The organism is Cedecea davisae DSM 4568, assembly GCF_000412335.2.
GTDB classification, from domain to species: Bacteria; Pseudomonadota; Gammaproteobacteria; order Enterobacterales; family Enterobacteriaceae; genus Cedecea; species Cedecea davisae.
Map to the genome: position 1 here is coordinate 746924 of NZ_KE161030.1, position 25323 is coordinate 772246.

The following is a 25323-nucleotide window of genomic DNA, read 5'->3' on the forward strand; positions in this document are numbered from 1 at the left end:
GCAATCCTTTCAAGCAACAAGGAGCCGCTATGTCACAAACCGAAGGCGTTTACGGATATTCCGCGGTATTAATGGGTTCGCCCATCCTCCTCAAGCTGTTCGAGCACAACGAAACGCTCGCCTCCCAGGTGTTCCGCCTGATCAAACAATACGAAGATCTACTCACCGTTAACCGCGCCCAATCGCAGGTGATGAGCATTAATCACGCCGCCGGTCAGCATCCTGTTGTCGTCAGCCGCCCGGTGTTCGAGCTTATCAAATGCGCAAAGGCCGCCAGCCTGTTCCCCGGCAGCGCTTTTAACCTCGCCATCGGCCCGCTGGTTAAGCGCTGGAAGATTGGCTTTAAGGGCGACAGCGTGCCGCCGCAGCAGGAGATAGCCGCTCTGCTGCCGCTTACTGACCCTCATCAGGTGCTGCTGGACGAAGCCGCAGCCAGCGTTTTTCTTACCCAACCGGGAATGGAAATTGACCTCGGGGCGATAGCCAAAGGCTACATTGCCGACCGCGTGCGCGATTTTCTAAACAAGCAGGGCGTGGAGCAGGGGCTGATTAACCTCGGCGGTAATGTTCAGACTCTTGGCTCACCGCAGGGCGGCTGGTCAATTGGCCTGAAAAAACCGTTTAGCGGGGCGGATGAGATGCTGGGCGTGATTGAAGTTGCCAATAAGTCGGTAGTGACTTCCGGCGTGTATGAGCGCTACTTCGAGCTGGACGGCAATCGTTATCACCATATTCTTGACCCGCGCACCGGCTACCCGCTGGAGAACGAACTCGAGAGCGTCACCATTGTTTCGGCGGACTCTATCGACGGCGATATCTGGACGACGCTGATTTTCGGCATGGGCGTGGAGAAGGGCATTAACATGTTGAAGAACCGCCCCGATATCGAGGCGATTTTTGTAACTAAACGGCGCGAGATTATTCTCTCTTCGGCCAATTTATTCCGCTTTACGCCGCTGGAAAGCGACTACCGGCTGCTTACTGACAGTATTGCTTGAGCAGGCCGAGCTGTTCCGCCTGAAGGCGATAGCGGTAAACCGGGCGGCCGGTCATGCCGTAATGAATGCTGGTGAACAGAATATTAATCTGTGCCAGCCAAATCAGGTATTTACGGCAGGATACGCGGGAAATATTGACCGCCGCCGCCAGCTCATCGGTGGAAAACTCTTCCGTTGGATGCGTATCTATCCACTGGCAAATGGTACGCAGCGTCTGCGGCGTTAACCCTTTCGGCAGGCGCTTTGAGTCCGCCACCACCGGCGAACCGCCGTGCAGCAGGCGGTCGACATCCGCCTGTTCGTAATACTTGTGGGTGCCCATCAGGTTTTTCTTTTCGCGCCAGTTGGTCAGCGCCTCTTCGAAACGCGGGAACTGGAACGGCTTAATCAGATAGTCCACCACGCCGTAATGCATCGACTTTTGAATTGTCGCCGCGTCCGCCGCCGATGAAATAACGATAACGTCGATGCTTTTCCCCGCTTCGCGCAGGGTCGGCAGCAGATCGAGACCGTTATCCTGCTGCATGTAAACGTCCAGCAGGATCAAATCTATTTTTAACTCCGGGTTATTTACCATCTCCCGCGCCTGTTTCAGCGTGGAAGCGGAGCCGCAGCAGCTAAAGCCCGGGATTTGGCTGACGTAGGCGCGGTTTAATTCCGCAACCATGGCATCATCATCGACTATTAATACATTGATCACGAATTGTTCCTTTCACTATCCCAGGGTAACTGCACAAAGAACTGGGTAAAGACGCCCGGCTCAGACTCCACCTGAATGCTGCCGCCAAGCCGTTCAAGCTGCTGTTTGGCCAGGAACAGCCCAACGCCGCGCTGCTCGCCTTTGGTGGAGAAGCCTTTGTCAAAAATAGCCTGAATTTTCTCCGGCTCAATGCCGGGGCCGTCGTCGCTGACTTCAACGCTCAGCACGCCGTTCTGGTAGTGTAGCAATACGCCCACTTCCCCGTCCGGCTGCCCGGCCATCGCATCCAGTGCGTTCTCAATCAGGTTGCCTAATGCGGTAATCAGCGCCATCACCTGAAGCTCGTTCGGGTTGTCCGGCAGCTGGCATTCATCGGCCAGCGCCAGATGATGCCCCGCTTCGCGCGCGCGATTAATTTTGCCAATCAGGAACCCGGCGATAACCGGCGACTTAATTTTGCTTTGCAGCGTGCCGATTTCCGTCTGGTAATTACTGGCGGTTTGCAGAATGTACTCTTCAAGCTTGTCGTAATGCTTAAGCTGTAGCAGGCCAAGAATAACGTGCAGCTTATTCATAAACTCATGAGAACGCTCGCGTAGAGCGTCGACATAATTCACCATGCCGTCTACACGCTGAGTCAACAAATTGATTTCTGTTTTATCGCGGAAGGTGCTTATCGCGCCTATCACCTGGTTATTTATACGAATCGGCACCGCATTACACAAGACCAGACGCCCGTAGCTGATAATTTCTCTGTCCTGAATAGGCATACCGCTGCGTAACACTTCGCACAGCGTGGAGACCAGCGGCCCAGGCGGCACGGTTTTACCGAGGCGGAAATCGTCCGGCGACAGCAGCATTTTGCGCGCCGCGTGGTTGATTAAAGTGACGCGGCCTTCACGATCGACGGCAATAATTCCCTCTTTGACCGATTGCAGCATCGCCTGGCGCTGCTCGAACAGGGCGGAGATTTCATAAGGTTCAAAGCCAAACAGAATGCGCTTCAATACGCGCACCAGCACCCAGGTGCCGAGCGAACCGACCAGGGCACTGAACAGCACCGTCCACAGTACGCTCCAGCGGCTTTTGGCTATCTGCTGGTCCACTTTGCTTAGCGAAATACCGATGGCGACCACGCCAATCTGCTTGTGCTGCTCGTTATAAACCGGGGTAAAGACGCGCAGCGCCTCCGCCAGCACGCCGTGGTTTATCGAGACGTTTTCTTTGCCTTCCAGCGCCGGGAAAATATCGTCGCCGATAAAATGCGAGCCGATATTGCCCGGCTTGGGGTGAGAATAGCGAATGCCGTTCATATCGGTGACGACCACGAACAGCAGATCGTTTCGATCCTGCACGCGGGAGGCCACCGGCGGAATAATGTCTCTGTCGTGGGGCAGAGTCAGCCCGAGCTTAATCGTTGGATCGTCGGCCAGGGTTCTGGCCACCGCCAGCGCGGTATCTTTCAGGCCGCTGCGCGTGGCATTGCTGACCTGAATGAAATACAGCGCGTAGACCACCAAAAGCACCGAGCCGATAACGGCACACAGCATCAGCGTGACCGAAGTGCTGAGTTTCATCGGACGTTTGGCCGTCGCCTGGGCAGGTTGAGTGTCGCTCATGGTTATTCCGGTAGAAGGCGCAAACGCTGATTATCGCCGATGGAACCGGATTGTAAAAGCCATGTCAGAGATAGCGGCCAATATACCTCTGGGGGGAAACCCCCAGCTTTTTCCTGAACATAGCGATAAACGCGCTGCTGCTGGCATAGCCGAGCGTGCTGGAGAGGTTGCTGATAGTGGTGCCGCGAGCCAGATGGCAAACTGCTTCTACCAGATGCATCTGCTGGCGCCACTCGGTAAAGCTGAGCTGGGTTTCTTCCCGGAACAGTCGGGCGAGAGTGCGTTCGCTGGCGCCGACCTGCCTGCCCCACCAGGCGAGGGTTTCGCGTTGAGAGAGGTCGCTGCACAGGGCGTCACACAGCTGGCGAATGCGCCTGTCGTGGGGCAGGGTGATGTGGCACAGGGCGATATCCTGAAGCCGCAGCAGTTCGTTATGCAGCAGGTCGTGCAGCAGGCGGGCGCGCTGGGCGTCGGCGGGTTTTTCTAAACCGGCAGCGGTCAACGACTGGAACAGAGGCGTAACCGCCAGGCTGCGGCAATGGAGGCCAAAGGCGGCGGAGGCGGCGGGCGTCATATACAGGTTGTGGGTCAGCACTTTTCCAATCGCTTCCAGCCCGTGAGGCAGGCGGCCAGGAAGCCAAAGCGCGTGGCCGGGGGCCACAACCCAGACGTTTTGCTCGCTGCGGATCTTCGCGACACCGCTCACCGGGTAAATCAGCTGGCCTTGTTCATGCGCATGAAACGGTTCCCTGCTCCCTGCGCTATAATGCAGCTCTCGTACTTCCAGAAACGCTTCCTGCGGACTCTGCTGTGTGAATTGCTTTATCATCTGTTGCCTGCCATTCGTCCGATTCTCGCCATTTCATGGCGCAGTAGCGCGTTAAGACAATCTCTGTCTGCTTTGCGATATATCCTCACCGGCTTGCGCTATTCTGCCACCCGTGCTCTTCTCTTTTAAAGGTGAATAATTATCATTTCGATCCTCTTCTTATAACATGATACGGTCGATATGAAACAGGGCGGATGGTTAAACGGGAACATGCCTTTGAAGGCGTTAAGTTGTGCAGTCTTCGCGGCATGCGGAGGTTTCGCGCAGGCGGCAGATAAACCGGCTGCTCCTGAAAGCACGATGGTGGTGACGGCGGCCGCGCCTTCCTCCTCCGGGCAGGAAGATGAAACCAGCATTGTGGCGCATGAGGCAGAAGCGGGCACCAAATCCAGCTCGCTGATTAGCCGCACGCCGCAGAGCATTTCGGTTGTCACCCAGGCGCAAATTGCCGCGATGGCCGCGAAGAACGTGCCGGAAACCCTGCGCTATGTCGCCGGAGTCTCTTCAGAAAGCGCCGGGCCGGATACCCGCTTTGATACCATCACGGTGCGTGGCTTTGAGGCCGACGAATACCTCGATGGCCTGCGCCTGCCGCGCGAAGCCTGGTGGAGCCGCCCGGCCTGGGACCCGTTCTTGCTTTCCCGCATTGAAGTGGTGAAAGGGCCTGCCTCGGTGCTGTATGGCCAGGCCAACCCCGGCGGCGTAGTGAATCTGGTAAGCAAAACTCCGCAGGCACAGCCCGGCGGCCAGGTTTACGTCAGCGCCGGGAATAACAACCAGTTTGGCACCGGCTTTGACGTGACCGGCCCGCTGACCGACAGCAAAGCGTGGCTGGGGCGCGTGGCGGGCACCTTCTTTGACACCAAAACCCAGGTTGACCATACCCGTTACCAGCACTACGACATTGCGCCGTCTCTCACCTGGCAGCCAAACGACCGCACCACGCTGACGCTGCTGGCCCAACTGCGTAAAGATCCGGACTCTGGCTTCTACAACATGATGCCGATGAACGGCACGCTGGTGAACAACCCGAACGGCAAGATCGGCAGCAACTTCTACGGCGGCCAGCCTGGTTTTGATACCTACAGCCGCCAGCAGGGCAGCATCGGCTACCAGTTCCGCACCGAGCTGAACGATAACGTGACCCTGCGCCAGAACGTGCGCTACATCAGCAGCAGCGCGGACTACCGCATGGTTTACCCGTTTGGGACTTATGCGACCCGGCCGCTGGTGGATCGCTATTCCATGAATCTCACCGAGACCACGAGCAACTTCGCGGCGGATAACCAGGGCGAGTTCCGCTTTGATACCGGCCCGGTTTCGCACATCGCGCTGGTGGGCGTGGACGTGATGCATTCTTCGGTGCGCAGCCGGGCGGGTTACGGCGACGCTTCACCGCTTAACTACCTCAACCCGGATTACAGCACCCCGGTTGAAGTCCCGGCGTTCACCAGCAGCAGCCACTCGACGATGGATCAAACGGGTCTCTATTTGCAGGATCAGATGGCGCTGGATAACTGGGTGATGAGCCTTGCCGGGCGCTACGATCATGCTAAAACCAAAGCGACTGATTTACTGGCCGATAGCCACCAGAGCCGCAGCGATTATGCGACAACGGGCCGGGCGGGGCTGCTGTACCACTTTGATAACGGCATTGCGCCTTACATCAGCTACTCGACGTCATTCGTACCGAGCGCCGGAACTGACTTTTACGGCAACGGCTTTAAGCCGACCAAAGGCAAGCAGACCGAAGTGGGCCTGAAATACGATCCGGTTGGCATGGACGCGCTGTTTACGCTGGCGTTGTTCGATCTTCGCCAGACCAATGTGGCAACGGCCGATCCTAATCATGTTAACTACAGCGTGCAGACCGGCGAGATCCGCTCCCGCGGTATCGAGCTGGAAGGCAAGATCAACGTGACGCCAGCGTGGCAGATCCTCGGCTCTTATGCCCTGACCGATCCTGAAGTGCTCAAGGCCAACGACGGCACCGAAGGCAAACATCCAATGGGTATTTCCCGCAATACCGCGAAGCTCTGGAGCCAGTATGCCTTCAGCGGCCCGCTGGATGGTTTCTCGCTGGGCGGCGGCGTGCGCTACGTTGGCCCGAGCTATGCGACCAGCGATAACTCGCTCCAGGTCCCGGGGGCAACTGTTTATGACGCACGAGCTGCATGGCAGTACAGGCAGTGGCAAATCGCGCTTAACGCCGCCAACCTGACTAACAAAACCTACCTTGCCGCCTGCCAGAACAACGGCTGCGAATACGCGGTGAAACGCCAGTATGTGGCGACCCTGAGCTACCAGTGGTAAACGAATGCTCTCCCGCAGACGTTTACTGACCCTCGCGCTGGCCGCCCCCTTTATCGGGGCGGCTGGTGCCGTTCCCGGCGTGCCGCGGCGGATTGCGATGCTGGACTGGGGGCTGACGGAGCTTATCCTGGCTCTCGGCGTCACTCCGCAGGCTGTCTCCGCCCCGGACTGGTATCGCAAACTTATCGGCACGCCGGAGCTGCCCTCCAGCGTGGTGGACATCGGCCTGCTGTACCAGCCGAATCTCGAAACGCTGTATGCCCTGAAACCCGACCTGATTGTGATAACGCCAGGCCACGGGTTGTTGAAGCCTCAGCTTGAACAAATCGCCCCTACGTTAACGCTGCCCACCGGCACGCTGGCGGCCTGGAAAAACTCGCTGGCCCGGCTGGCTACGGTTCTGCACCGGGAAACCCAGGCCCAGGCCGTACTGGCTCTTTTTGAACAGGCTACCCGGCAGGCGAGGGAAGCGGCGGCGGGCTACACGCGGCCGCTGTTTCTGGCTACGCCGGTGGACGCGCTACATATAAAACTTTACGGCAAGGGAAGCCTGCCGGGAGACGTACTGGCGAGCTGCGGTATCGCCAATGCCTGGCGGGGCGGCACCAATGCTCAGGGAGAGGCGCTGGTCGAGCTGACGCGCATCGGTACCGAAAACGCCGGGCTGATTTTACTGGCCGATGACGGGCAGCGGCCGTTTATCCGCAGCTGGCAGCATTCATTGCTCTGGCAGCGTCTGCCGCTGACCGCCCAGCCGCAGGTTGCTCTCCCGGAGCAAAAATTCAGTTCGGGCGGCGCGCTGGTTACGGCGACTCGCCTTGCCGAAGCGCTGAGCCAGATTGTTACGGGGTGGCAGCATGGCTGAGTCCGGACGAGTGATAACCTCCTGGCTGCTGATCGCCGGGCTATGGGCGGCAAGTCTTGCTCTGGCGCTGCAAAACGTGGCGCAGTTCGGCGGGCTTCAGCATGGCCTGGGCCTGTTGTTCAGCTCAAAAATGGTGGATGCCCATGCGGTTATCCTGCATTCAATGTGGTTCCCGCGTCAGGTGATGGCGTGGCTCGGCGGAGCGGCGCTGGCGCTGTGCGGCTGGCTGATGCAGCGGGCGCTGCGTAACCCGCTGGCGGAGCCTATCACGCTGGGAATGACTTCTGGCGCAACCCTCGCGCTTGGCGTGGCCTCTATGTGGTTCCCTGCCAGCCTGCTCACGGCGCGTACCGGGGTGATAATCGCCGGGGAAGTTGCCGCTCTGCTACTGGTTCTGCTGCTCGCCTGGCGGCAGCGCCTGTCGCCGCTGGTGACTATTCAGGCCGGGATGCTGATCAACCTGTGGTGCGGGTCGCTCACCATGATCATGGCGGTTATCAACGATCGTTTCCTGCTGTCGGTGCTGATGTGGGGCGGCGGCTCGCTGGCGCAGCCGGACTGGAGCGGCGTGGCGGCGATTGCGCCCTGGCTGGCGCTTTGTGCGCTTGCCCTGCTGCTGCTGTTGAGGCCGCTGGCGCTGCTCAGGCTGCCGGAAGCGATGGTCAGCAGCCTGGGTGCGTCGCCGCTGCTGATCCGCTCGGCGGCGATGGCGCTGGCTTTAGTGATGAGCGCCTTGATCATCAACAGCGTTGGCGTCATCGGTTTTGTCGGGCTGGCTGCCCCTCATCTGGCGCGCCTTGGCGGGGCGCGAACCACGCGGCAGATGCTGTGCCAGTCGCTGCTGATTGGGGGCGGTCTGCTGTGGTTTACCGACCTCAGCGTTAGCCGCATCACGCTGCTGGACGGGCAGCTTCTGCCGGTGGGCATGCTGACGGCGTTAACCGGCGGTCCGCTGCTTATTCTGCTGGCTTCAAAAGCGCGGCATCAGATGCCGGAAACCGTACCTTCGGCTTATGAAGGTGAGCCGGGCGGCGTGCGTTTCCCGGCCGGGATGGCGTTTGGGCTACTGGCGGTTGCCGTGGTGCTGTCGCTGTTTCTTGGTCAGGAGCTGCATGGCTGGCACTGGACGACACTTATGGAGCAGCACGCGATATTACCTATGCGTCTGCCGCGCCTGCTGGCGGCATTGAGCGCCGGGGCGCTGCTGGCCGCTGCCGGAGTATTGATGCAGCGCGTGAGCGGCAACCCGCTTGCCAGCCCGGAGATCCTCGGCATCGGCGGTGGGGCGGCAATGGGCGTCACTGCGTTCCTGCTGCTCTTCCCCGGCGGCGGCACCGGGCTGATGATTTTAAGCAGCGCAGCCGGGGCGCTGCTAAGCCTGCTGATTACGCTGTGGAGCAGCCGACGGGGAGCGTTCAATCCGCAGCGCGTGCTGCTTAACGGCCTGGCGTTGAACGCGCTGTTCCAGGCGGTGGCAAGCATCGTGATGCTCAACAACCAGCAGGCCAGCGCGATGCTGCTCCAACTGATGACCGGCAGCACTTACTACGTCAATAACGGCATCGCCATCGGCGTGTTCTTCGCCATGCTGCTGCTGCTCGCTATTTCTCCGCTTTATAAACGCTGGCTGCTGCTGTTGCCCCTTGGCCCGATAAGCGGCTCGCTCGGCGTTAACGTCGGCAGGGCGCGGGTCAACGTGCTGATTCTGGCGGCGCTGATGACCGGTCTTGCCACGCTGGTGGTGGGGCCGGTTTCCTTCGTGGGGCTGCTCGGGCCGCATCTGGCGCGTAAAGCCGGAGCAAAACGTCCAATGGCCCAGCTGTTCACCGCGGCGCTTATTTCGGCGCTGATTATGGTGCTGGCGGACTGGATGGGCCGCAACTTTCTTTATCCGCGTCAACTGCCCGTTGGGCTGGTGGCGTCTCTGGTTGGCGTACCGCTGCTGGTATGGACGCTTATTCGTAGCCGGGCGCATACACACCAACAATAGCGCCGGAAGAGTAATGTCGAAAAGGAATGAACAATGTCTCTGTTAATCATGCTGCTCCGTCTCGTGGGCGGATGGCTGGTGCTGGCCGCGCTGGCAAGCGTAGTCAGCGGGTTAAGCAACGCTTCGCTGCTGGCGGTCATCAACCACAGTCTGACGTTGCCGCCGGACGGGCTGGCAAGCGAAGCGCTGAAATTTGTGCTGCTGGCGGCGCTGATGCTGGCAACCCGGGTGCTGGCGGAAACGCTCTTTACGTGGCTGGGGCAAAAAGTGAAGGCGACCCTGCGCAAAGACGTAGTCGATCACGTCAGCGAAACGGCGTGGTCGCAGCTCGAAAAAACCGGCATGTCGAAGGCGATTTCGATCCTCACCCAGGATCTCGATACTCTGGTGGTGTTTTTCGTCAGCCTGCCGGGGCTGTTGATCTACGGGGCGGCGATCGTCGGCTGCCTGATCTACCTCGGCACGCTGTCGTGGCAGGTTTTACTCCTTGCGCTGCTGGTGCTCGGGCTGGGCGCGGCGGGCTATCGTGCTGCTCACGGCAAGGCTTTGGGGCTGCTACGCAGTTCGCGCCAGCGGGAAGACACGCTTATCGCCCAGTGTAAAAAGCTGTTCGACGGCGGGCGCGAGTTTCGCCTTAACCCGCCGCGCAGGCGTCATTTTGTTGAAGGACCGCTGAGCGAAAATATCGAAGCGGTGCGCATCGAACGCACGCGCGGCTATGTATTTTATGGCCTGGCAAAAAGCTGGGGCAGCGTGCTGTTCTTCGCCTTTATCGGCGTGGTGCTGTATCTGCTGCGGGAATATCTGGCGTTGAGTTCGGCGGTAATGACCGGCTACGCCATGATATTCCTGTATATGATTATGCCGGTTGAAGGCGTGCTTTCGGCGCTGCCGACGTTGACCAGCGCCCGAATCGCGCTCCAGCGCATCGCCCGGCTAAAAGCCGACCTGCCGCAGGAAAAGCTGCTGCCGCTGATCAACACGCCGGATTTCGGCAGCCTTGAGCTGGCCGATATTCGCTACGAATATCAGGGCGAAGAGGGCGAGCGCTTTACTCTTGGCCCGCTTAGCCTTCTTTTTACTCGCGGTGAACTGGTGTTTTTGGTCGGCGGCAACGGCAGCGGGAAGACTACGCTGGCTAACCTGCTGGTGGGGCTTTATCCGCCGGACAGCGGCGAATTAAGACTTAACGGCCAGCCGGTGACGCCGGAAATGCGGGAGATCTATCGCCAGCATTTTGCCGTAGTGTTTAACGACTTCTTTCTCTTTGACGACGTGGACAATGTTCACGAACGCACGGCGGAGCAGGTTGAAAAGCTGCTGCACTTGCTCAGGCTCGAGCATAAAGTGACCTTCCGCGACGGCCGTTTCTCCACCACCGCGCTGTCGCAGGGGCAGCGTAAACGGCTGGCGTTATTGCAGGCGTGGCTGGAAAACCGGCCTTTTTACCTGTTCGACGAGTGGGCGGCGGACCAGGACCCCGGTTTTAAAGAAGTGTTCTATAAAGTGCTGCTGCCCATGCTGAAGGCGGAAGGAAAAACCGTATTAGCCATCACCCACGACGATCGCTATTTCCCGCTGGCCGACCGATTAATTAAGCTGGAGACTGGGAAAGTAGTGGCGGACAGCATGCTAAGGCCGCTGTCCGTATAAGATACTTCGACTGACTTAAACCAAATGGCAGGCCACGCGGTGGGCGTCACCGACTTCACGCAGGGCAGGAGCTTCCCGGCGGCAATGCTCGGTCACTCGCGGGCAGCGGGAGGAGAAGCGGCAGCCCGGAGGCGGGCGTGACGGGTCGGGGATTTCGCCACTTATCGCTTCAACCGGCTCGCTGTCCGGGTCGAGGGTTGGCACGGCGGCCAGCAATGCCTGGGTGTACGGATGCAGCGGCTGGCTGAACAGCACGTCGCGACTGGCGGTTTCTACCAGTTGGCCGAGGTACATCACCGCCACGTCATCGCAGAGGTGTTCTACTACGCCAAGATCATGAGAAATAAACAGGAAGGTGACGCCGCGTTCGTCACGCAGGTCTGAGAACAGGTTGATTATTTGCGCCTGAATTGACACGTCCAGCGCCGAGATAGGCTCATCCGCAATGATAAAGTCGGGGTTAAGGATCAGGGCGCGGGCGATGCCGATACGCTGGCGCTGGCCGCCGGAAAACTCATGCGGAAAGCGGTTGTAGTGCTGCGGCGGCAGCCCGCAAATTTTCATCACTTCCAGAACCTTGTCCCGCAGTTCGGCGCGGGTGCAAAGCTTGTGCTCCAGCATAGCTTCGCCAATAGCGTCGCCTACGCGGATGCGCGGGTTCAGCGAGCTATACGGGTCCTGGAAAACCAGCTGGATTTTGGGACGAAGGGCGCGGGCTTCTTTGGCGCTCAGTTCACTCAGCTCTTTGCCGCGATATTTCACGCTGCCGTCGGTTTTATCGTACAGGCCGAGCAGGGTGCGCCCGACGGTGGTTTTCCCGCTGCCGGACTCGCCAACCAGACCAAAGATGGTGCCGGGCCGGATGTTAAAGCTTACGCCGTCCACCGCACGCAGTTCGCCGGTTTGCTGGCCGAACAGGCCATCGCGTAGCTCAAAGTGCTTCTTGAGTCCTTCTACTTCAATAAGATACTGACTGTTCAAGATGCGGACTCCGCTAATTCACTGTAAAAACAGGCGGCCTGTCTGTGCTGGCCGATAAGCGCCGGAACGCCCTGACGGCAGCGCTCGGTGGCACGCTCGCAGCGATCGGTAAACGCGCAATAAGGCGGAAGCTCTGCCAGATCGGGAACCTGGCCGGGGATCGAATAAAGCCTGCGGCGACGCTCGCCGGGGATCGGGCGGGAGGCGATCAGCCCTTTGGTATAAGGGTGCATCGGGTTGCGCAGCACTTCGGCGGTTGGCCCTTGTTCGACGATACGTCCGGCGTACATCACCACAACGTGCTCCGCCATCTGCGCGATGACGCCGAGATCGTGGGTGATCAGCATCAGCGCCATATGGTGCTGGCGCGCCCGATCGCGCAGTAGCCGCAGGATCTGCGCCTGCACCGTTACGTCCAGCGCCGTCGTTGGCTCATCGGCGATCAGCAGCTTTGGCCTACAGCTGAGCGCCATAGCGATCATTATGCGTTGCAGCATGCCGCCGGAAAGCTGGTGCGGGTAGCTGGTCATCAGGCTTTCGGCTCGCGCCAGCCCTACGTCGGTAATCATCTGCGTGGCCTGCTGCCATGCCGCTTTCGGCGTTTCGCCCCGGTGGCGGATCAGCGGTTCGCAAAGCTGTTCACCTATGGTTAATACCGGGTTCAGGGCGGTCATTGGCTCCTGGAAAATCATCGCCAGTTCGTTGCCGCGCAGGTCGGCCATTTGCGAAGCTTTAAGCCCCAGCAGATTTTTCCCCTGAAACAGGATCTCTCCCCCGTCGATGCGCGCCGCCTGGGGCGGGAGCAGCCCCATCAGCGACATAGCGGTGACACTTTTGCCGCAGCCGGACTCGCCCACCACGCCGACGGTTTGCCCGGCATGAACGGTAAATGAGACATCCTGTACCGCACGTACGCGGCCTTGTTCGGAGGCAAATGAAAGAGATAGCTGGTTAAACTGGATCAGCGCTTCGCTCATTTCGCACCTCGCTTCATTTTCGGATCCAGCGCGTCGCGCAGGCCGTCGCCCAGCACGTTAATCGCAATCACGGTAATAAAAATAGCGATACCCGGCGGCATCCATAGCCATGGGCGACGCTGGAAATCGATCAGGCTGTTGGCCGTGTCCATCATGTTGCCCCAGGAAGGCGTCGGCGGGACGACCCCGAGGCCCAGATAACTTAGCGCCGACTCCATCAAAATGGCGTTAGCCACCGCCATGGTCGCCATCACCACCAGAATCGGAATGGTGTTAGGCAGCAGGTGACCAAAGAGGCGGCGGCGAGCGGAAAGCCCCAGCACTCGGGTTGCCAGCATAAAATCGCGCTCGCGCAGCGAGAGGATTTGCCCGCGCACCAGGCGAGCCAGCTTCGGCCATTCCAGCAGGCTGAGCATGATAACCACCATATAAATGCGCGAGTCAGGGGAGAAGTCGAGTTCGGAAAGCATCGCCCCGGCCACAATCAGCAGCGGCAGGCTGGGGATGGTCATGACCAGGTCGGCAAGGCGCATGATTATCTTATCGGTCCAGCCGCCAGCGTAGCCGGAGACCGCGCCCAGCAGATAGCCGAGGGTGACGGACAGCAGCATGGTCAGCAGGCCGATGATCAGCGAAATACGCCCGGCCAGCAGCAGGCGGGTGTAGACATCCCGGCCGAGGAAGTCGGTGCCGAGCCAGTGCACGGCGCCCGGCGCTTTGTTGATCATCAGGGCATCGGTAGCATCGTCCTTCCACGGCGACCAGATTGGCCCGAGGGCGCACCACACCGCCATCACAATCAACAGGCCGAGGCAAAACATCGCCAGACGGTTGCGCTTTAACGTCCGCCAGGCCTGGCGCCACGGCGACGGCGTAACCTGGGCCAGCGCCGGGAGTTCCGCTTTGCGCAGGCGGCGGTTGGTTGAAAACAGTGAACTTAACATTACGCCCTCACGCGGATGCGCGGGTCGGCCCACGCATAAAGTATGTCGGCAATCAGGTTGCCGAGAATGGTCAGCACCGCCAGAAACAGGGTGAAGCCCATCAGCACCGGGTAGTCGCGTGCGGCCAGCGAGTCGATATGAATGTGGCCTGCGCCCGGCCAGTTAAAGACCTTCTCGGTAATGATTGCCCCGGAAAAAAGCCCCGGTAGCTCAAAGCCTAGCAGGGTGATTATCGGCAGCAGCGCATTACGCATAGCGTGCTTGAGGATAACGGTGCGCTCGCGCAGTCCTTTGGCGCGCGCGGTGCGAATAAAGTCCATTTTCACTACGTCCAGCATGCTGGCGCGGAAATAGCGCGTCAGGCTTCCGGCCTGTAGCATCACCAGCGCCAGCACCGGAAGCACCAGGTGGGCGGCGACCTGTAAGACGTAGGCCCAGCCGCTGTCGTCGCTGCCGGTATTGGTCATGCCGCCAACCGGCAGCCAGTGAAGATCCACCGCAAACCACTTGATCAGCAGCAGGCAGAGGAAAAAGGTCGGGAAGGACATAGCGGCAAACACCACCACGCTGACCAGGTGGTCAAACAGTGAGTTGGGCTTCATTGCCGAGATAATCCCGACGGTGAGGCCGATGCCCCAGTAAAATACCAGCGCGATGAAGGCCAGCAGGAAAGAGTTCCAGATGTACTGGTTCAGCAGCTGGCTCACCGGAATTTGGTATTGCAGCGAAAAGCCCAGGTCGCCTTTCAGCAGCTGACCGAGCCAGTGGAGATAGCGGCTAAACAGCGGCTGGTCGAGGCCATAAATCGCCTTCAGCTCGGCGGCGCGCGCGGCGGTAAGGGTAATATTGCCGTCAATAAAGTCGCCGGGCGTTTTGGCAAATAGCATGAAGATAAGAAACGAGGCGAGCAACAGCATCGGCAGGGTTTGCAGCAGGCGGCGCAGGATAAAATTTTTCATTACGTTCTCGCTGCCGCCGCCCGGATAACAGGCGGCGGCAAGGGTTACTACGTTACTTAACGATTTTCACATCCGGCAGGCTGCCGGTCAGGCCGTTGTAAATATCAGGCTTAAAGCCGGTCACGCGGGCGCTGCTGGCGGAGAGAATTTTGCGGTTGCCGAGCAGGATCGCCGGCGGATCTTCTGCCAGCACTTTATACAGCTGGTGATAGATAACTTTGCGCTTCTCTTCGTCGAGGGTGGCGTTGCCTTCGTTGATGAGCTTGTCCACCTGCGGGTTGTTGTAGCCCGAGACTTTGGCTTCGGTGCTGTAGTAATCCCACACGCCGTCGTGCGGATCGTTAAGCGTGCTGGTGCTGAACGAAGCCAGGTCGTAGTTGCCCGCTTTGCGCTGCGCCATCAGGGCGTTGAAGTCCACCACCTGCGGCTTGAGCAGCACGCCAATCTGCTGCCAGTTTTCTTTGGCGATAGGGATCAGCGCATCGTTCAGCACTTTTTTGCTGACCAACAGCGACAGCTCAAGACGCTTGCCGTCCTTCACGCGGATGCCGTCCGGGCCTGGCTTCCAGCCTGCTTCATCCAGCAGTTTTTTGGCCTGAGCCGGATCGTATTTATACGGATTCACGCCTTCCGGGTTATAGGCCCAGGAGATAGGCGAGATAGGCTCGTTGGCAACCGTGCCGTAGCCCTGGTACACCACGTCGATAAGCTTCTGGCGATCCAGGCCGTAGATCAGCGCCTGGCGCACTTTTACGTCCTGAAGGGCCGGGCGGCGCACGTTGAATTCAACCTTGCTGTAGTCGCTGGAGCCGTAAAGGTTGATATTGGCGAAGCCGAGCAGTTTCAGCTGTTCGATATCGTCCGGGCGTGAAGTAAAGGCGTCGTAATCCGTTTCACCGGTCTGGAACAGCTGGAAGTTGGTAGACGGGTTGGTCACGCGATAAATAAAGCGCGGGGTTGGCGGCGTGCCGCGGTAGAAATGAGTATTGGCGTGGAAACGAATTTCCTGGCCTGGAATGTATTTTTCGTACACGTAAGGGCCGTTGCCCAGCGGTTGGCCGTGCAGGGTGCGCAGGTAATCGAGATTGCCGCGCTGGTAGCCTTTGCCGTAATACGCTTTCGACAGCACCGGGCCGCCAATCTTGCCGAGCGTGGTTGCGCCAGGCTGAGTTGTGGTGACCTCGAGCGTTAACGGATCGATGACCTTCAGGCCGCTTACGCTGTCGGCTTTACCGGCTTTGTATTCCGTGCCACCCGCAATATTGGCCAGCGTAATGTCGGTATCGCCATCATATTTCGGGTCGTACAGCACGGTCAGGGTGAAGGCGACGTCTTCTGCGGTCAGCGGGGAACCGTCGCTAAAGGTCAGGTCCGGGCGCAGTTTGATGGTATAAACTTTGCCGTCCGGGCTGACCGTCCAGCTTTTTGCCAGCCCCGGAACCAGGTTGCCGTGGCTGTCCCAGTCGATCAGGCGCGAGAAAATAACGTTGGTGACGTTTTCGTCCCAGCCGTTAACAAAGAAGTAGGGGTTAAAGATGCCCTGCGGCTCGGAAATCCCGGCCACCACGGTGTCTTTACGCAGTTTTTCGGCGTTTGGAACCTGGCTTGCGTCGGTCGCGGGCGTGATACCTTCTTTTAAGGTTTCATCGGCAAAGGCCGCGCCGGAGAAAGCCACCACGCTGCTTATCAATGCAGCCTGTAAAGCAAGGGTAAAGCGCGTGGGTTTTGTTTTTAATACGTTTAGTAACCTGGCCAAAGGCATTCCCTCAATATTTTTCGCTGGATAATTTACAAATCATGACGAAAGATAAAAGCCGGGATCCTGCCTGTCTAACAACGAAAAGCTATGGCTTATAGCTTTTGGTTCCTTGTCTCCTGCTTTACGCCGCGGCGCAAGTTGCGATGCCCTTTCTTGCCACTGCCAGCTTCAAGTGTTAAAAGGTGCCCCTTTGATAAAAGACACAGGAGTAGGACGTGAAAAACACGTCAATCGCGTCTGAGGCACAGAGCCAGGACGCAGGGCCGGAGGATGGCCAGCAATTAAAGCGGGGTTTACAGAACCGCCATATTCAGCTGATTGCGCTGGGCGGCGCCATCGGCACCGGGCTGTTTCTTGGCATTGGCCCGGCGATTCAAATGGCAGGCCCCGCCGTTCTTCTGGGCTACGGCGTCGCGGGGATTATTGCTTTCCTGATTATGCGCCAGCTGGGTGAGATGGTGGTTGAAGAGCCGGTATCCGGTTCATTTTCCCATTTTGCCTATAAATACTGGGGCCCGTTCGCCGGGTTCCTGTCCGGCTGGAACTACTGGGTGATGTTTGTGCTGGTGGGTATGGCGGAGCTGACCGCCGGCGGCATCTACATGCAGTACTGGTTCCCGGACGTGCCGACCTGGACATGGGTTGCGCTGTTCTTTGTGGTGATTAACGCCGCGAACCTGGTGAACGTTCGCCTGTACGGCGAGATGGAGTTCTGGTTTGCCTTAATTAAGGTGCTGGCGATTGTCGGCATGATTGGCTTTGGCATCTGGCTACTGGTTTCCGGCCACGGCGGCGAACGAGCCAGCATCGAGAACCTTTGGCAGCACGGTGGGTTCCTGGCTACCGGCTGGCACGGGCTGATTTTGTCGCTGGCGGTGATTATGTTCTCCTTCGGCGGTCTGGAGCTTATCGGCATTACCGCCGCAGAAGCCAGCTCGCCGCAAACCACGATTCCGAAGGCGGTTAACCAGGTGGTTTATCGCATTCTGCTGTTCTATATCGGTTCGCTGGTGGTGCTGCTGTCGCTCTACCCGTGGCTGGAAATTAAGTCCAACAGCAGCCCGTTTGTGATGATCTTCCATGAGCTGAACAGCAATGTTGTGGCCTCGGCGCTTAACTTCGTCATTCTGGTGGCTTCGCTGTCGGTTTATAACAGCGGGGTTTATTCCAACAGCCGCATGCTGTTTGGCCTGTCTATCCAGCGCAATGCGCCGCAGTTCCTGGCGAAGGTTAGCCGTGGCGGGGTGCCGGTGAATTCGCTGCTGCTGTCCGGCGGAATAACCTCTCTGGTGGTGCTGCTTAACTATTTGCTGCCGCACGATGCCTTCAGCGTGCTGATGGCGCTGGTGGTAGCGACGCTGCTGCTGAACTGGATAATGATCTCGCTGGCGCACCTGAAGTTCCGCTGCGCGATGCGCCGTAAAGGGCGCGAGACGCGCTTTAAGGCGCTGCTGTATCCGTTCGGTAACTATCTATGCATCGCCTTTATGATGATGATCCTGGGCCTGATGTGCACCATCGACGAGATGCGCGTTTCTGCGCTGCTGCTGCCGGTGTGGATTGTGTTCCTGTTTGCTGCCTTTAAGCTGCTGCGCCGCAAGGTAGCTTAACTGCCGCTTATTACGCCACCGGTATTTTTCTGAATACCGGTGGCGTGATTAAAATGAAATTTAAAAGCATATTTAATTTGGCTTTAGGAAATATATTCTTTTTGTCATAACAAAATAAACTACAGCGTATTTACAAATAACCGATTAATAAATGACAAGTTTGTCGCTATTTATGGGTTTATAAAATAGTCCTTTCCTATTTCGGTGATTGAGCAGAATATACCGCCGCACACTGCAGGCCTTGCGCCATCTAATAACAACATCGCATACCTTTTGCCACGCTGGCTGGCACTCTTTCTTTATTTTACAGCTCGGGATTTATATGAGACTCAACAACCCTGTTACGCAGCAGGAGCATCTTCTCAGGGAAGGAGAGGCTTTGATGTCGACGACCGATATTCACAGCCATATTACTTATGCCAATTCCGCATTTATTAAGGCCTGCGGATTTGGCGAACAGCAGTTAATCGGCGAAGCGCACAATATTATTCGCCACCCGGACATGCCGCCGGAAGCCTTTGGAGATATGTGGGCTACGCTCCAGCAGGGAGACAGCTGGACGGGAATGGTAAAAAATCGCCGTCATAATGGTGACCATTACTGGGTTCGCGCCAACGTGACCCCGGTTTACCACGACGATAAACTCACCGGCTATATTTCGGTTCGCACGGTGCCTGGCCGGGAAGAGGTGGAAGCCAGCGAAGCGCTTTATCGGGCGGTAAGGGAAAAACGCGCCGGGCACCTGCGGTTTTACAAAGGGCTGGTCCTCCGTCGCGGCTGGAAGAGCGTGCTGTCGCTGTTTCAGCATCTTTCTCTGTCTAAAAGAGTTGGTGGGGCGCTGGTGCTGGCGGGGCTGCTTGCCGCTGCGATGCCGCTGATGCATTTGAGTCATGTTGCGCAGGCGCTGTTGGCTGCGGTTTTGTTTGCCGCATTGGCCGCCTTTTTACAGCAGCAGGTCATCAGGCCGGTAAAAACTATCGTCCGGCAGATGCAGAAGGTGGTTTCGGGGCAAAAAACCGGGCTTATCCAGTTCAACCGGGTGGATGAGATAGGCCTGATGATGCGCCTGGTGAATCAGTCGGGGCTGAACCTGCGTTCGCTGGTCGATGATGTTGGCGCTCAGGTCGGCGGCATCGGGGAGATAAGCCAGAATCTGGCAACCAGCAGCCGGGCGATGAGCGAGCGAACCGACGAAACCTATGCCCATCTCCAGCAAACGGCGGCGGCCATCGAAGAAATCTCCGGCGCGGTGGAACAAACGGCGGACTCGGCGGCGCAAACGTCGCAGATGGCTGACCAGGCCAGCAAGAGCGCGCTGGAGGGCGAGCAGATGATGAAGCACACGCTGACGATGATGGAGTCGATGGCCGAGGCCAGCGAGCATATTGTCGAGATAATCAGCGTTATCGACAGAATCGCCTTTCAAACCAATATTCTGGCGCTTAACGCGGCGGTAGAGGCGGCGCGGGCGGGCGTATCCGGGCGCGGTTTTGCGGTGGTTGCCGCCGAAGTGCGCAACCTGGCGCAGCATTCAGCCTCTGCGGCAAAAGAGATCAAAACGCTTATCGACCGCAACGCTATTAGCGTCAGTTCAGGCGTGGGCGTGGTGAAAAATGCCGAAAGGCACATCAGCGAGATGGCGGAAGAAATCGTCCGAATGGCGGGCCTGATAAGGGAAATCGGCGACGCAACCCGGGAGCAAACCAGCGCGCTCGGGCTGATTAATCGCTCGGTGGAACGCATCAGCACCATGACCCAGAACAATGCTGACATGGTGGTTCAGGCGGGGGCGGTGGTGGAAAATCTTAACCAACGCACTCGGCGTTTAACCAGTGCTATCAACGTTTACGGTAGTTAATCCTGCTATGCCGGGCCTCACAGGTGGTGATGTCCGGCATCCAATCCTTTGCCATTTACGCTATCATGCTGCCCTGAAATGAAGCGGGCAAAAGGGCAGGGTAATGAGCGTTAGTCGGAAAGGGATGCTGTTTGTATTGTTTGCGGCGGTGCTATGGGGCAGTTCTGGCGTGTGCGCCCAGTACATTATGGAACAGAGCCATATCTCCTCTGAGTCGCTGACCATGCTGCGGCTGCTGTTTTCCGGGCTGATCCTGCTAATGCTGTCGTTTATGCACGGCGACAAAATTTTTGCGGTATTTAAGCAGCGCGAAGACTTCATCTCCCTGCTTATCTTCACCCTTTGCGGTGCGCTGACTGTGCAGTTGACCTTCCTGCTGACCATCGAGCAGTCCAACGCTGCGACCGCAACGGTGCTGCAATTCCTTTCGCCGACGATTATCGTGGCCTGGTTTGCGCTGGTGCGTAAAAAACGTTCCGGGAAGCTGGTGTTTGCCGCTATCGGCACCTCGCTGCTCGGCACTTTTATGCTGGTAACGCACGGTAACCCGGCGTCGTTGACCATTTCCGGCAGCGCTTTGTTCTGGGGCATTGCCTCGGCATTTGCCGCCGCGTTTTATACTACTTATCCCTCGAAGCTCATCGCACGTTACGGCACGTTGCCCGTTGTGGGCTGGAGCATGCTGCTCGGCGGCGCGATGCTGCTGCCGTTTTATGCCAGCCAGATTGGCAGCTTTACCGCTACCGGCGGCACGCTGCTGGCCTTCTTCTACCTGGTGGTGGTCGGTACGGCGATAACCTTCAGCCTTTATCTTACCGGGGCGCAAATGATCGGCGGGCCAAAGGCCAGCATTCTTAGCTGCGCCGAGCCTCTGAGCAGCGCGCTGCTGTCTGTACTGCTGCTCGGCATCAGCTTTACCCTGCCGGACTGGATGGGATCGTTGCTGATTATTTCTTCGGTAATTCTTATCTCGTTGGATTCACGCGGAAAGCTGCATTCCAGCTAATTGTTCACCTTTTGCAAGGTTTAATTCTGTCCAGAAATATCATATTTTGGGGGGCAGAAGTTGCCGTCCTGGTATGGTAAAAAGTGCGCTTCCTGCGCAAAGCACCCCCCGATATAAGGTATTTCAGTGTGATGATTGATAATCTAATTGAGCGTATTTCAACCGCTTTAGAAGCCGACTACACACTGGAAGGCCTGGTCAGACAGCTGCTGGAAATGCTCGAGCTGGTGACCAATATGGAGTCCACCTATCTCACCCGCATCGACCCCGAAGGCAGCCAGCAGCACATCGTCTTTTCCCGCAATACTAAAACGATGAACATCCCTGAAGGGCTGGCCGTGCCGTGGGAAGACACGCTTTGCAAACGCGCGCTGGATGAAGGGCGGCGCTATACCTGCGACGTAGCCAGCGTCTGGGGGGATTCCGAGGCGGCGAAAGCGTTAGGCATCGTGACTTATGTCAGCACGCCGGTGACCCTGGCCGATGGCTCTCTCTATGGGACGCTGTGTGCGGCAAGTTCCGAAAAGCGCATTCTTACCGATCACAGCGAGCAGGTATTGCAGCTGTTTTCCCAGCTTATTGCTCAGCAGATCCAGAATGAGCAACTGATGAAAAAACTTCAGTTAGCCAATGCCGCCCTGACCACCGCCAGCTATACCGACGAGCTTACCGGGTTGCCTAACCGCCGCGCGGTTTTTGACCAACTTCCCCGCCTGTTCTCCCGCGCTAAAGATGATTCTTGTTACGTGCTGGTGGCTTTTGCCGACCTCGACGGCTTCAAGCAGATCAACGATATGCACGGCCATGAAACCGGGGATGATTTTCTCCGCGCCATCGGCAACCGGCTGAAAGAGGGCGTGCGCGCTGATGAAGTGCTGGGGCGCGTTGGTGGCGATGAGTTTATCGTGGCGGGAGCGGGGCCTGCGGAATACGCTGAAGCCCAGCGTGCTGCTGCTGCTTTCCGCCTGAGGCTGGCCGAATTGCTTAGCGGGGAATACCAGCTTAAATCTTGCGTTATCGACTACGCGGGGCCGAGTATTGGCGCTATCGCCATTAACCCGGCGATAATCACGCCGGACGGCGCATTGCGTGAAGCGGATACTCTGATGTATATCGACAAGAAGCGCCGTAAAAACGGCGCGGCGGTGAGCTAAACCTCAACGCCGCGCGTGGGTGTTTACGAGGCGGGAGTAACCTGAGGCGTATTGCCGCTCAGCTCGGTCACTAAATCATTCACGCCGTCGCTCATATTGACAAAACGGGTCAGCGGCGAGCGCGTAACCACCACAAAGACGCCAACGTTGTTTTGCGGCACCATCGCCATATAGGTAATGAATCCGCCGCCGCCGCCGGTTTTCTGAATAATGCCCGGCCTGCCGTCTTTAGGCGACATCCACACCCAGCCCATGCCCAGCGCGTCGGCTTTGCCCGGCACGTCCATACCAATCACTTTATGCAGCTGGCTGCGCTGATAAATCAGGGTCTGCATTCTGTCCGCCTGATTATTGCGGCGATGGAAGTCGGAAGAGAGAAACTGCTGCATCCAGCGCATCATGTCGCCCGGCGTAGAGTAAACGCCGCCGCTGCCGACTGCCGCCAGCGTATTATCGCAAGGGCTGGCGCCCTTTTCGGCGATCATCAGGCGCTTGCACTGATCGGGTGAGGGGGTAAAGGTGGTGTCTTTCATGCCCAGCGGGCGGGCGATTTGCTCGTCAAACAGGTCTGCGTAAGGTTTGCCCGTGGCTCGCGAAAGCGCATCCGCCAACAGGTCGAACGCCAGGTTTGAGTAAGCGGCAACCGTGCCGGGCGCGGCTTTAAGCGTGGTCTGGGACAGCCAGTTCCAGCGCTGATCGCGGGTAGGCCAGGTAAACACGGTGCGGTGTGCGGCACCGCCGGGCTGTTCGCGCGGCAGCGAGCTGGTATGGGTTGCCAGGTTGACGAGCGTAATAGGCTGGCCGTTAAACGTTGGTACGCGTGCTCCCGGCGGGGCATATTTGCTTAGCGGATCGTTTAGCTGCACTTTGCCCTGGTCGAGCATTTTCACCAGCATTTCGCTGGTCATCAGTTTGGTCAGCGAGGCGATGCGGATAACCGAATCAAGCTGCGGGCGCACGTTGTTGCCGGGGCGTGTGTCGCCGAAGCTGCGGAAGACGCGCTGGTTGCCGTCAATCACCACGATTGCCATGCCGGTGGCGCCGCTGCCGTAATAGATATGATTGGCATAGCGATCGACAACATCGGCGGCAAATTCCGGAGCAGGCGAAGGCTGCGCAAAACTAAGCGTTGGCAGCAGAGCGGCAGCCAGCATAAGAAGACGAGGGAGACGAGTTTTCAACGCAGAAATCCAGTTCAAAAAATAAAGCGGTATAGCAGGTATTTATACTAGTCTGCGCGCTTATGCAAAGCGTCAATTAGGGGATTCGCTAATGAAAAGCGTAACCGTGCGTTACATCACCAGCAGGCTGCACAAAAGTTTATCAGGTGACGCTTAATGACACACTTTTTGTATTTTTATTAACCAGTCAAGGGCGTATAACTCATCAGGGGTAACGAATGCTCTGAAAATGACAATTTTGCTACGCTGTCGTGGCAAAAAGTGCGTATTATCCGCCGAGTTATTTGCTGCTGCGCTGCAACTATTTTCCGTCCGCAGCATCTTAGTTATGGCCTCAGGCGTACCGCTACTGATTGAGTTCTTTATGCGATACACGATCCCTCCGCATAAAGAAGTAAATATGAAAAACAAACCTTTATTTTACAAGTGCTTACTGCACCCTCGCTACTGGCTGACCTGGTTTGGTCTTGGCATTCTGTGGCTGTGGGTTCAGCTTCCCTATCCGCTACTGATGAAGATGGGCGATTTAATCGGCCGTTTCTCTATGCGTTTCCTCAAGCGCCGCGTCACCATCGCGCGCCAGAATCTTAAGCTCTGTTTCCCGCATTACAGCGAAGCGCAGGTCGAAATTATCGTGCGCAAAAACTTCGGCTCTCTGGGGATGGGGCTGATTGAAACCGGCATGGCCTGGTTCTGGTCAGACGCCAGAGTGCGTAAATGGTTTGAAGTGCGCGGTCTCGAACATATCACCGCCGCCTGCGAAAAAGGCAAAGGCGTGATGGTTATCGGCGTGCATTTTATGTCGCTGGAGCTGGGAGGGCGCGTGATGGGGCTTTGCCGCCCGATGATGGCGATGTACCGCCCGCACAATAATAAAGCGATGGAGTACGTGCAGACCCGCGGGCGCTCACGCTCGAATAAAGCCATGCTGGATCGCCGCAATCTCAAAGGCATGGTGAAAGCGCTCAAGTCCGGCGAAGCGGTGTGGTTTGCTCCAGACCAGGATTACGGCCCGAAAGGCAGCTCTTTTGCGCCATTCTTTGCCGTTCAGCAGGCCGCCACCACCAACGGGACTTTCACCATTGCCCGCCTGGCGAAACCGGCTATTTTGACCACGGTGCTGATTCGTAAAGCCAGCGGGACCGGCTACCAGCTGGTGATTGAGCCTGAGTTTTGTGACTACCCGGCGGAAGATGAGCAGGCGGCGGCTGCTTATATGAACCGCAAAATTGAGCACGAAATTATGCGCGCCCCGGAGCAGTATCTGTGGCTGCATCGCCGCTTTAAGACCCGTCCTTTCGGCCACGCCGGTCTCTACACGATTTAATCTTCTGGCAGGTGTGCTACGCTTTTTTCTTCTTATCTGAAGGAGAGTTAGCATGCCTGCATCACGTGTTGTCATGGTTATTGATATGCAAAACGGCGTATTTGAATTCCCGCGCCGCGAGCGTGAGCGTACCGTTGCCAAAATTAACCAACTTATCGACGCCGCAGAGCAGGTCATTTTTATCCAGCATACCGAGGCCGGGCTCGAGGTGGGCAGCGAAGCTTACGACATCCTTCCTGAATTACATCGTCCCGCAGGGGCGCATTACGTGACCAAAACCGCCTGCGATGCCTTCTACCGCACCGGGCTTGCCGGGCTTTTAGAGCAACAGGATATTAATGAGCTGGTGGTCTGCGGCTGCGCGACGGATTACTGCGTGGATACCACGATTAAAAACGGCGTCAGCCGGGGCTATGCAATTACGGTAGCCGGAGATGCACACACCACGGCAGACCGCGCCTCCGTTAGCGCTGAGACGCTGATTCGCCACCACAATGAAGTGTGGGCCAACCTTTCGATTCCGGGAAATACTCTGCTGGTGAAAGAAACGGCGGAGATAATCGACGGCTGGCGATAAATTCTGTAAGCCGCTCTCACTCC

20 protein-coding genes are annotated in these 25323 nt (G+C 57.8%); 11 read left to right on the forward strand and 9 right to left on the reverse strand.

The features are described from left to right. Window positions 1-29: 29 nt before the first annotated feature. A complete protein-coding gene (locus HMPREF0201_RS03555) occupies window positions 30-998 on the forward strand; it encodes an FAD:protein FMN transferase (protein ID WP_016535101.1) in 969 nt (322 codons plus the stop codon). On the opposite strand, the gene dcuR is transcribed toward HMPREF0201_RS03555, so the two are convergent. From dcuR to HMPREF0201_RS03570, 3 genes are all read right to left on the reverse strand, one after another. Next, window positions 979-1698 carry a two-component system response regulator DcuR gene (dcuR, locus tag HMPREF0201_RS03560; protein ID WP_016535102.1) on the reverse strand — a complete coding sequence of 240 codons (720 nt, stop codon included), beginning with the start codon at window positions 1696-1698 and terminating at the stop codon, window positions 979-981. The genes HMPREF0201_RS03555 and dcuR overlap by 20 nt on opposite strands. Continuing rightward, on the reverse strand, window positions 1695-3317 hold the full coding sequence (locus HMPREF0201_RS03565; protein ID WP_016535103.1) for a sensor histidine kinase: 1623 nt from the start codon (window positions 3315-3317) through the stop codon (window positions 1695-1697). Before HMPREF0201_RS03565 ends, dcuR begins: the two co-directional genes overlap by 4 nt. Before the next feature lie 64 nt (window positions 3318-3381). Then, window positions 3382-4146, reverse strand: a complete 765-nt coding sequence (locus HMPREF0201_RS03570) for an AraC family transcriptional regulator (protein WP_055696345.1) — start codon at window positions 4144-4146, stop codon at window positions 3382-3384. A 210-nt stretch (window positions 4147-4356) separates the two neighbouring features. Between HMPREF0201_RS03570 and HMPREF0201_RS03575 the strand changes: the two genes are divergently transcribed. The 4 genes from HMPREF0201_RS03575 to HMPREF0201_RS03590 are packed head-to-tail and all read left to right on the forward strand — an operon-like array spanning window position 4357 to window position 10967. Further along, a complete protein-coding gene (locus tag HMPREF0201_RS03575; protein WP_244878527.1) occupies window positions 4357-6459 on the forward strand; it encodes a TonB-dependent siderophore receptor in 2103 nt (700 codons plus the stop codon). A gap of 4 nt (window positions 6460-6463) precedes the next feature. Next, the gene (locus HMPREF0201_RS03580) at window positions 6464-7324 is read left to right on the forward strand and encodes an iron-siderophore ABC transporter substrate-binding protein (protein ID WP_016535106.1); all 861 of its coding nucleotides are present in this window, start codon (window positions 6464-6466) and stop codon (window positions 7322-7324) included. After that, on the forward strand, window positions 7317-9314 hold the full coding sequence (fhuB, locus tag HMPREF0201_RS03585; RefSeq protein WP_016535107.1) for a Fe(3+)-hydroxamate ABC transporter permease FhuB: 1998 nt from the start codon (window positions 7317-7319) through the stop codon (window positions 9312-9314). The genes HMPREF0201_RS03580 and fhuB overlap by 8 nt, the downstream gene beginning before the upstream one ends. A 33-nt stretch (window positions 9315-9347) precedes the next feature. Further along, window positions 9348-10967, forward strand: a complete 1620-nt coding sequence (locus HMPREF0201_RS03590; protein ID WP_016535108.1) for a cyclic peptide export ABC transporter — start codon at window positions 9348-9350, stop codon at window positions 10965-10967. A 15-nt stretch (window positions 10968-10982) separates the two neighbouring features. Here the strand turns inward: HMPREF0201_RS03590 and HMPREF0201_RS03595 are convergent, their stop codons facing one another. From HMPREF0201_RS03595 to HMPREF0201_RS03615, 5 genes are read right to left on the reverse strand one after another with little or no spacing between them, the layout of a single operon-like run. Beyond that, the gene (locus HMPREF0201_RS03595; RefSeq protein ID WP_016535109.1) at window positions 10983-11948 is read right to left on the reverse strand and encodes an ABC transporter ATP-binding protein; all 966 of its coding nucleotides are present in this window, start codon (window positions 11946-11948) and stop codon (window positions 10983-10985) included. After that, window positions 11945-12925: an ABC transporter ATP-binding protein gene (locus tag HMPREF0201_RS03600; RefSeq protein WP_016535110.1), complete on the reverse strand. Its 981-nt coding sequence runs from the start codon at window positions 12923-12925 to the stop codon at window positions 11945-11947. The genes HMPREF0201_RS03595 and HMPREF0201_RS03600 overlap by 4 nt, the downstream gene beginning before the upstream one ends. After that, window positions 12922-13869 carry an oligopeptide ABC transporter permease gene (gene opp4C / locus HMPREF0201_RS03605; protein WP_016535111.1) on the reverse strand — a complete coding sequence of 316 codons (948 nt, stop codon included), beginning with the start codon at window positions 13867-13869 and terminating at the stop codon, window positions 12922-12924. The genes HMPREF0201_RS03600 and opp4C overlap by 4 nt, the downstream gene beginning before the upstream one ends. Further along, entirely contained in the window at window positions 13869-14828 is a 960-nt protein-coding gene (locus HMPREF0201_RS03610) for an ABC transporter permease (RefSeq protein ID WP_016535112.1), read from the reverse strand. The genes opp4C and HMPREF0201_RS03610 overlap by 1 nt, the downstream gene beginning before the upstream one ends. Before the next feature lie 52 nt (window positions 14829-14880). Beyond that, window positions 14881-16590: an ABC transporter substrate-binding protein gene (locus tag HMPREF0201_RS03615; RefSeq protein WP_016535113.1), complete on the reverse strand. Its 1710-nt coding sequence runs from the start codon at window positions 16588-16590 to the stop codon at window positions 14881-14883. Between the two features lie 212 nt (window positions 16591-16802). Here HMPREF0201_RS03615 and pheP point away from each other — a divergent pair, with 212 nt between their 5' ends. From pheP to HMPREF0201_RS03635, 4 genes are all read left to right on the forward strand, one after another. Further along, the gene (gene pheP, locus HMPREF0201_RS03620) at window positions 16803-18197 is read left to right on the forward strand and encodes a phenylalanine transporter (RefSeq protein ID WP_016535114.1); all 1395 of its coding nucleotides are present in this window, start codon (window positions 16803-16805) and stop codon (window positions 18195-18197) included. A gap of 322 nt (window positions 18198-18519) precedes the next feature. Then, window positions 18520-20055, forward strand: a complete 1536-nt coding sequence (locus HMPREF0201_RS03625) for a methyl-accepting chemotaxis protein (RefSeq protein WP_016535115.1) — start codon at window positions 18520-18522, stop codon at window positions 20053-20055. A 103-nt stretch (window positions 20056-20158) separates the two neighbouring features. Further along, entirely contained in the window at window positions 20159-21061 is a 903-nt protein-coding gene (locus HMPREF0201_RS03630) for an EamA family transporter (RefSeq protein ID WP_016535116.1), read from the forward strand. A gap of 131 nt (window positions 21062-21192) precedes the next feature. Further along, window positions 21193-22215 carry a sensor domain-containing diguanylate cyclase gene (locus HMPREF0201_RS03635; protein ID WP_016535117.1) on the forward strand — a complete coding sequence of 341 codons (1023 nt, stop codon included), beginning with the start codon at window positions 21193-21195 and terminating at the stop codon, window positions 22213-22215. Window positions 22216-22238: 23 nt separating this feature from the next. On the opposite strand, the gene ampH is transcribed toward HMPREF0201_RS03635, so the two are convergent. Then, window positions 22239-23369: a D-alanyl-D-alanine-carboxypeptidase/endopeptidase AmpH gene (ampH, locus tag HMPREF0201_RS03640; protein ID WP_016535118.1), complete on the reverse strand. Its 1131-nt coding sequence runs from the start codon at window positions 23367-23369 to the stop codon at window positions 22239-22241. Between the two features lie 427 nt (window positions 23370-23796). Here ampH and lpxP point away from each other — a divergent pair, with 427 nt between their 5' ends. Beyond that, window positions 23797-24723, forward strand: a complete 927-nt coding sequence (gene lpxP / locus HMPREF0201_RS03645; protein ID WP_039899118.1) for a kdo(2)-lipid IV(A) palmitoleoyltransferase — start codon at window positions 23797-23799, stop codon at window positions 24721-24723. A gap of 52 nt (window positions 24724-24775) precedes the next feature. Next, on the forward strand, window positions 24776-25300 hold the full coding sequence (locus HMPREF0201_RS03650) for an isochorismatase family protein (protein ID WP_039897962.1): 525 nt from the start codon (window positions 24776-24778) through the stop codon (window positions 25298-25300). Window positions 25301-25323 lie beyond the last annotated feature (23 nt).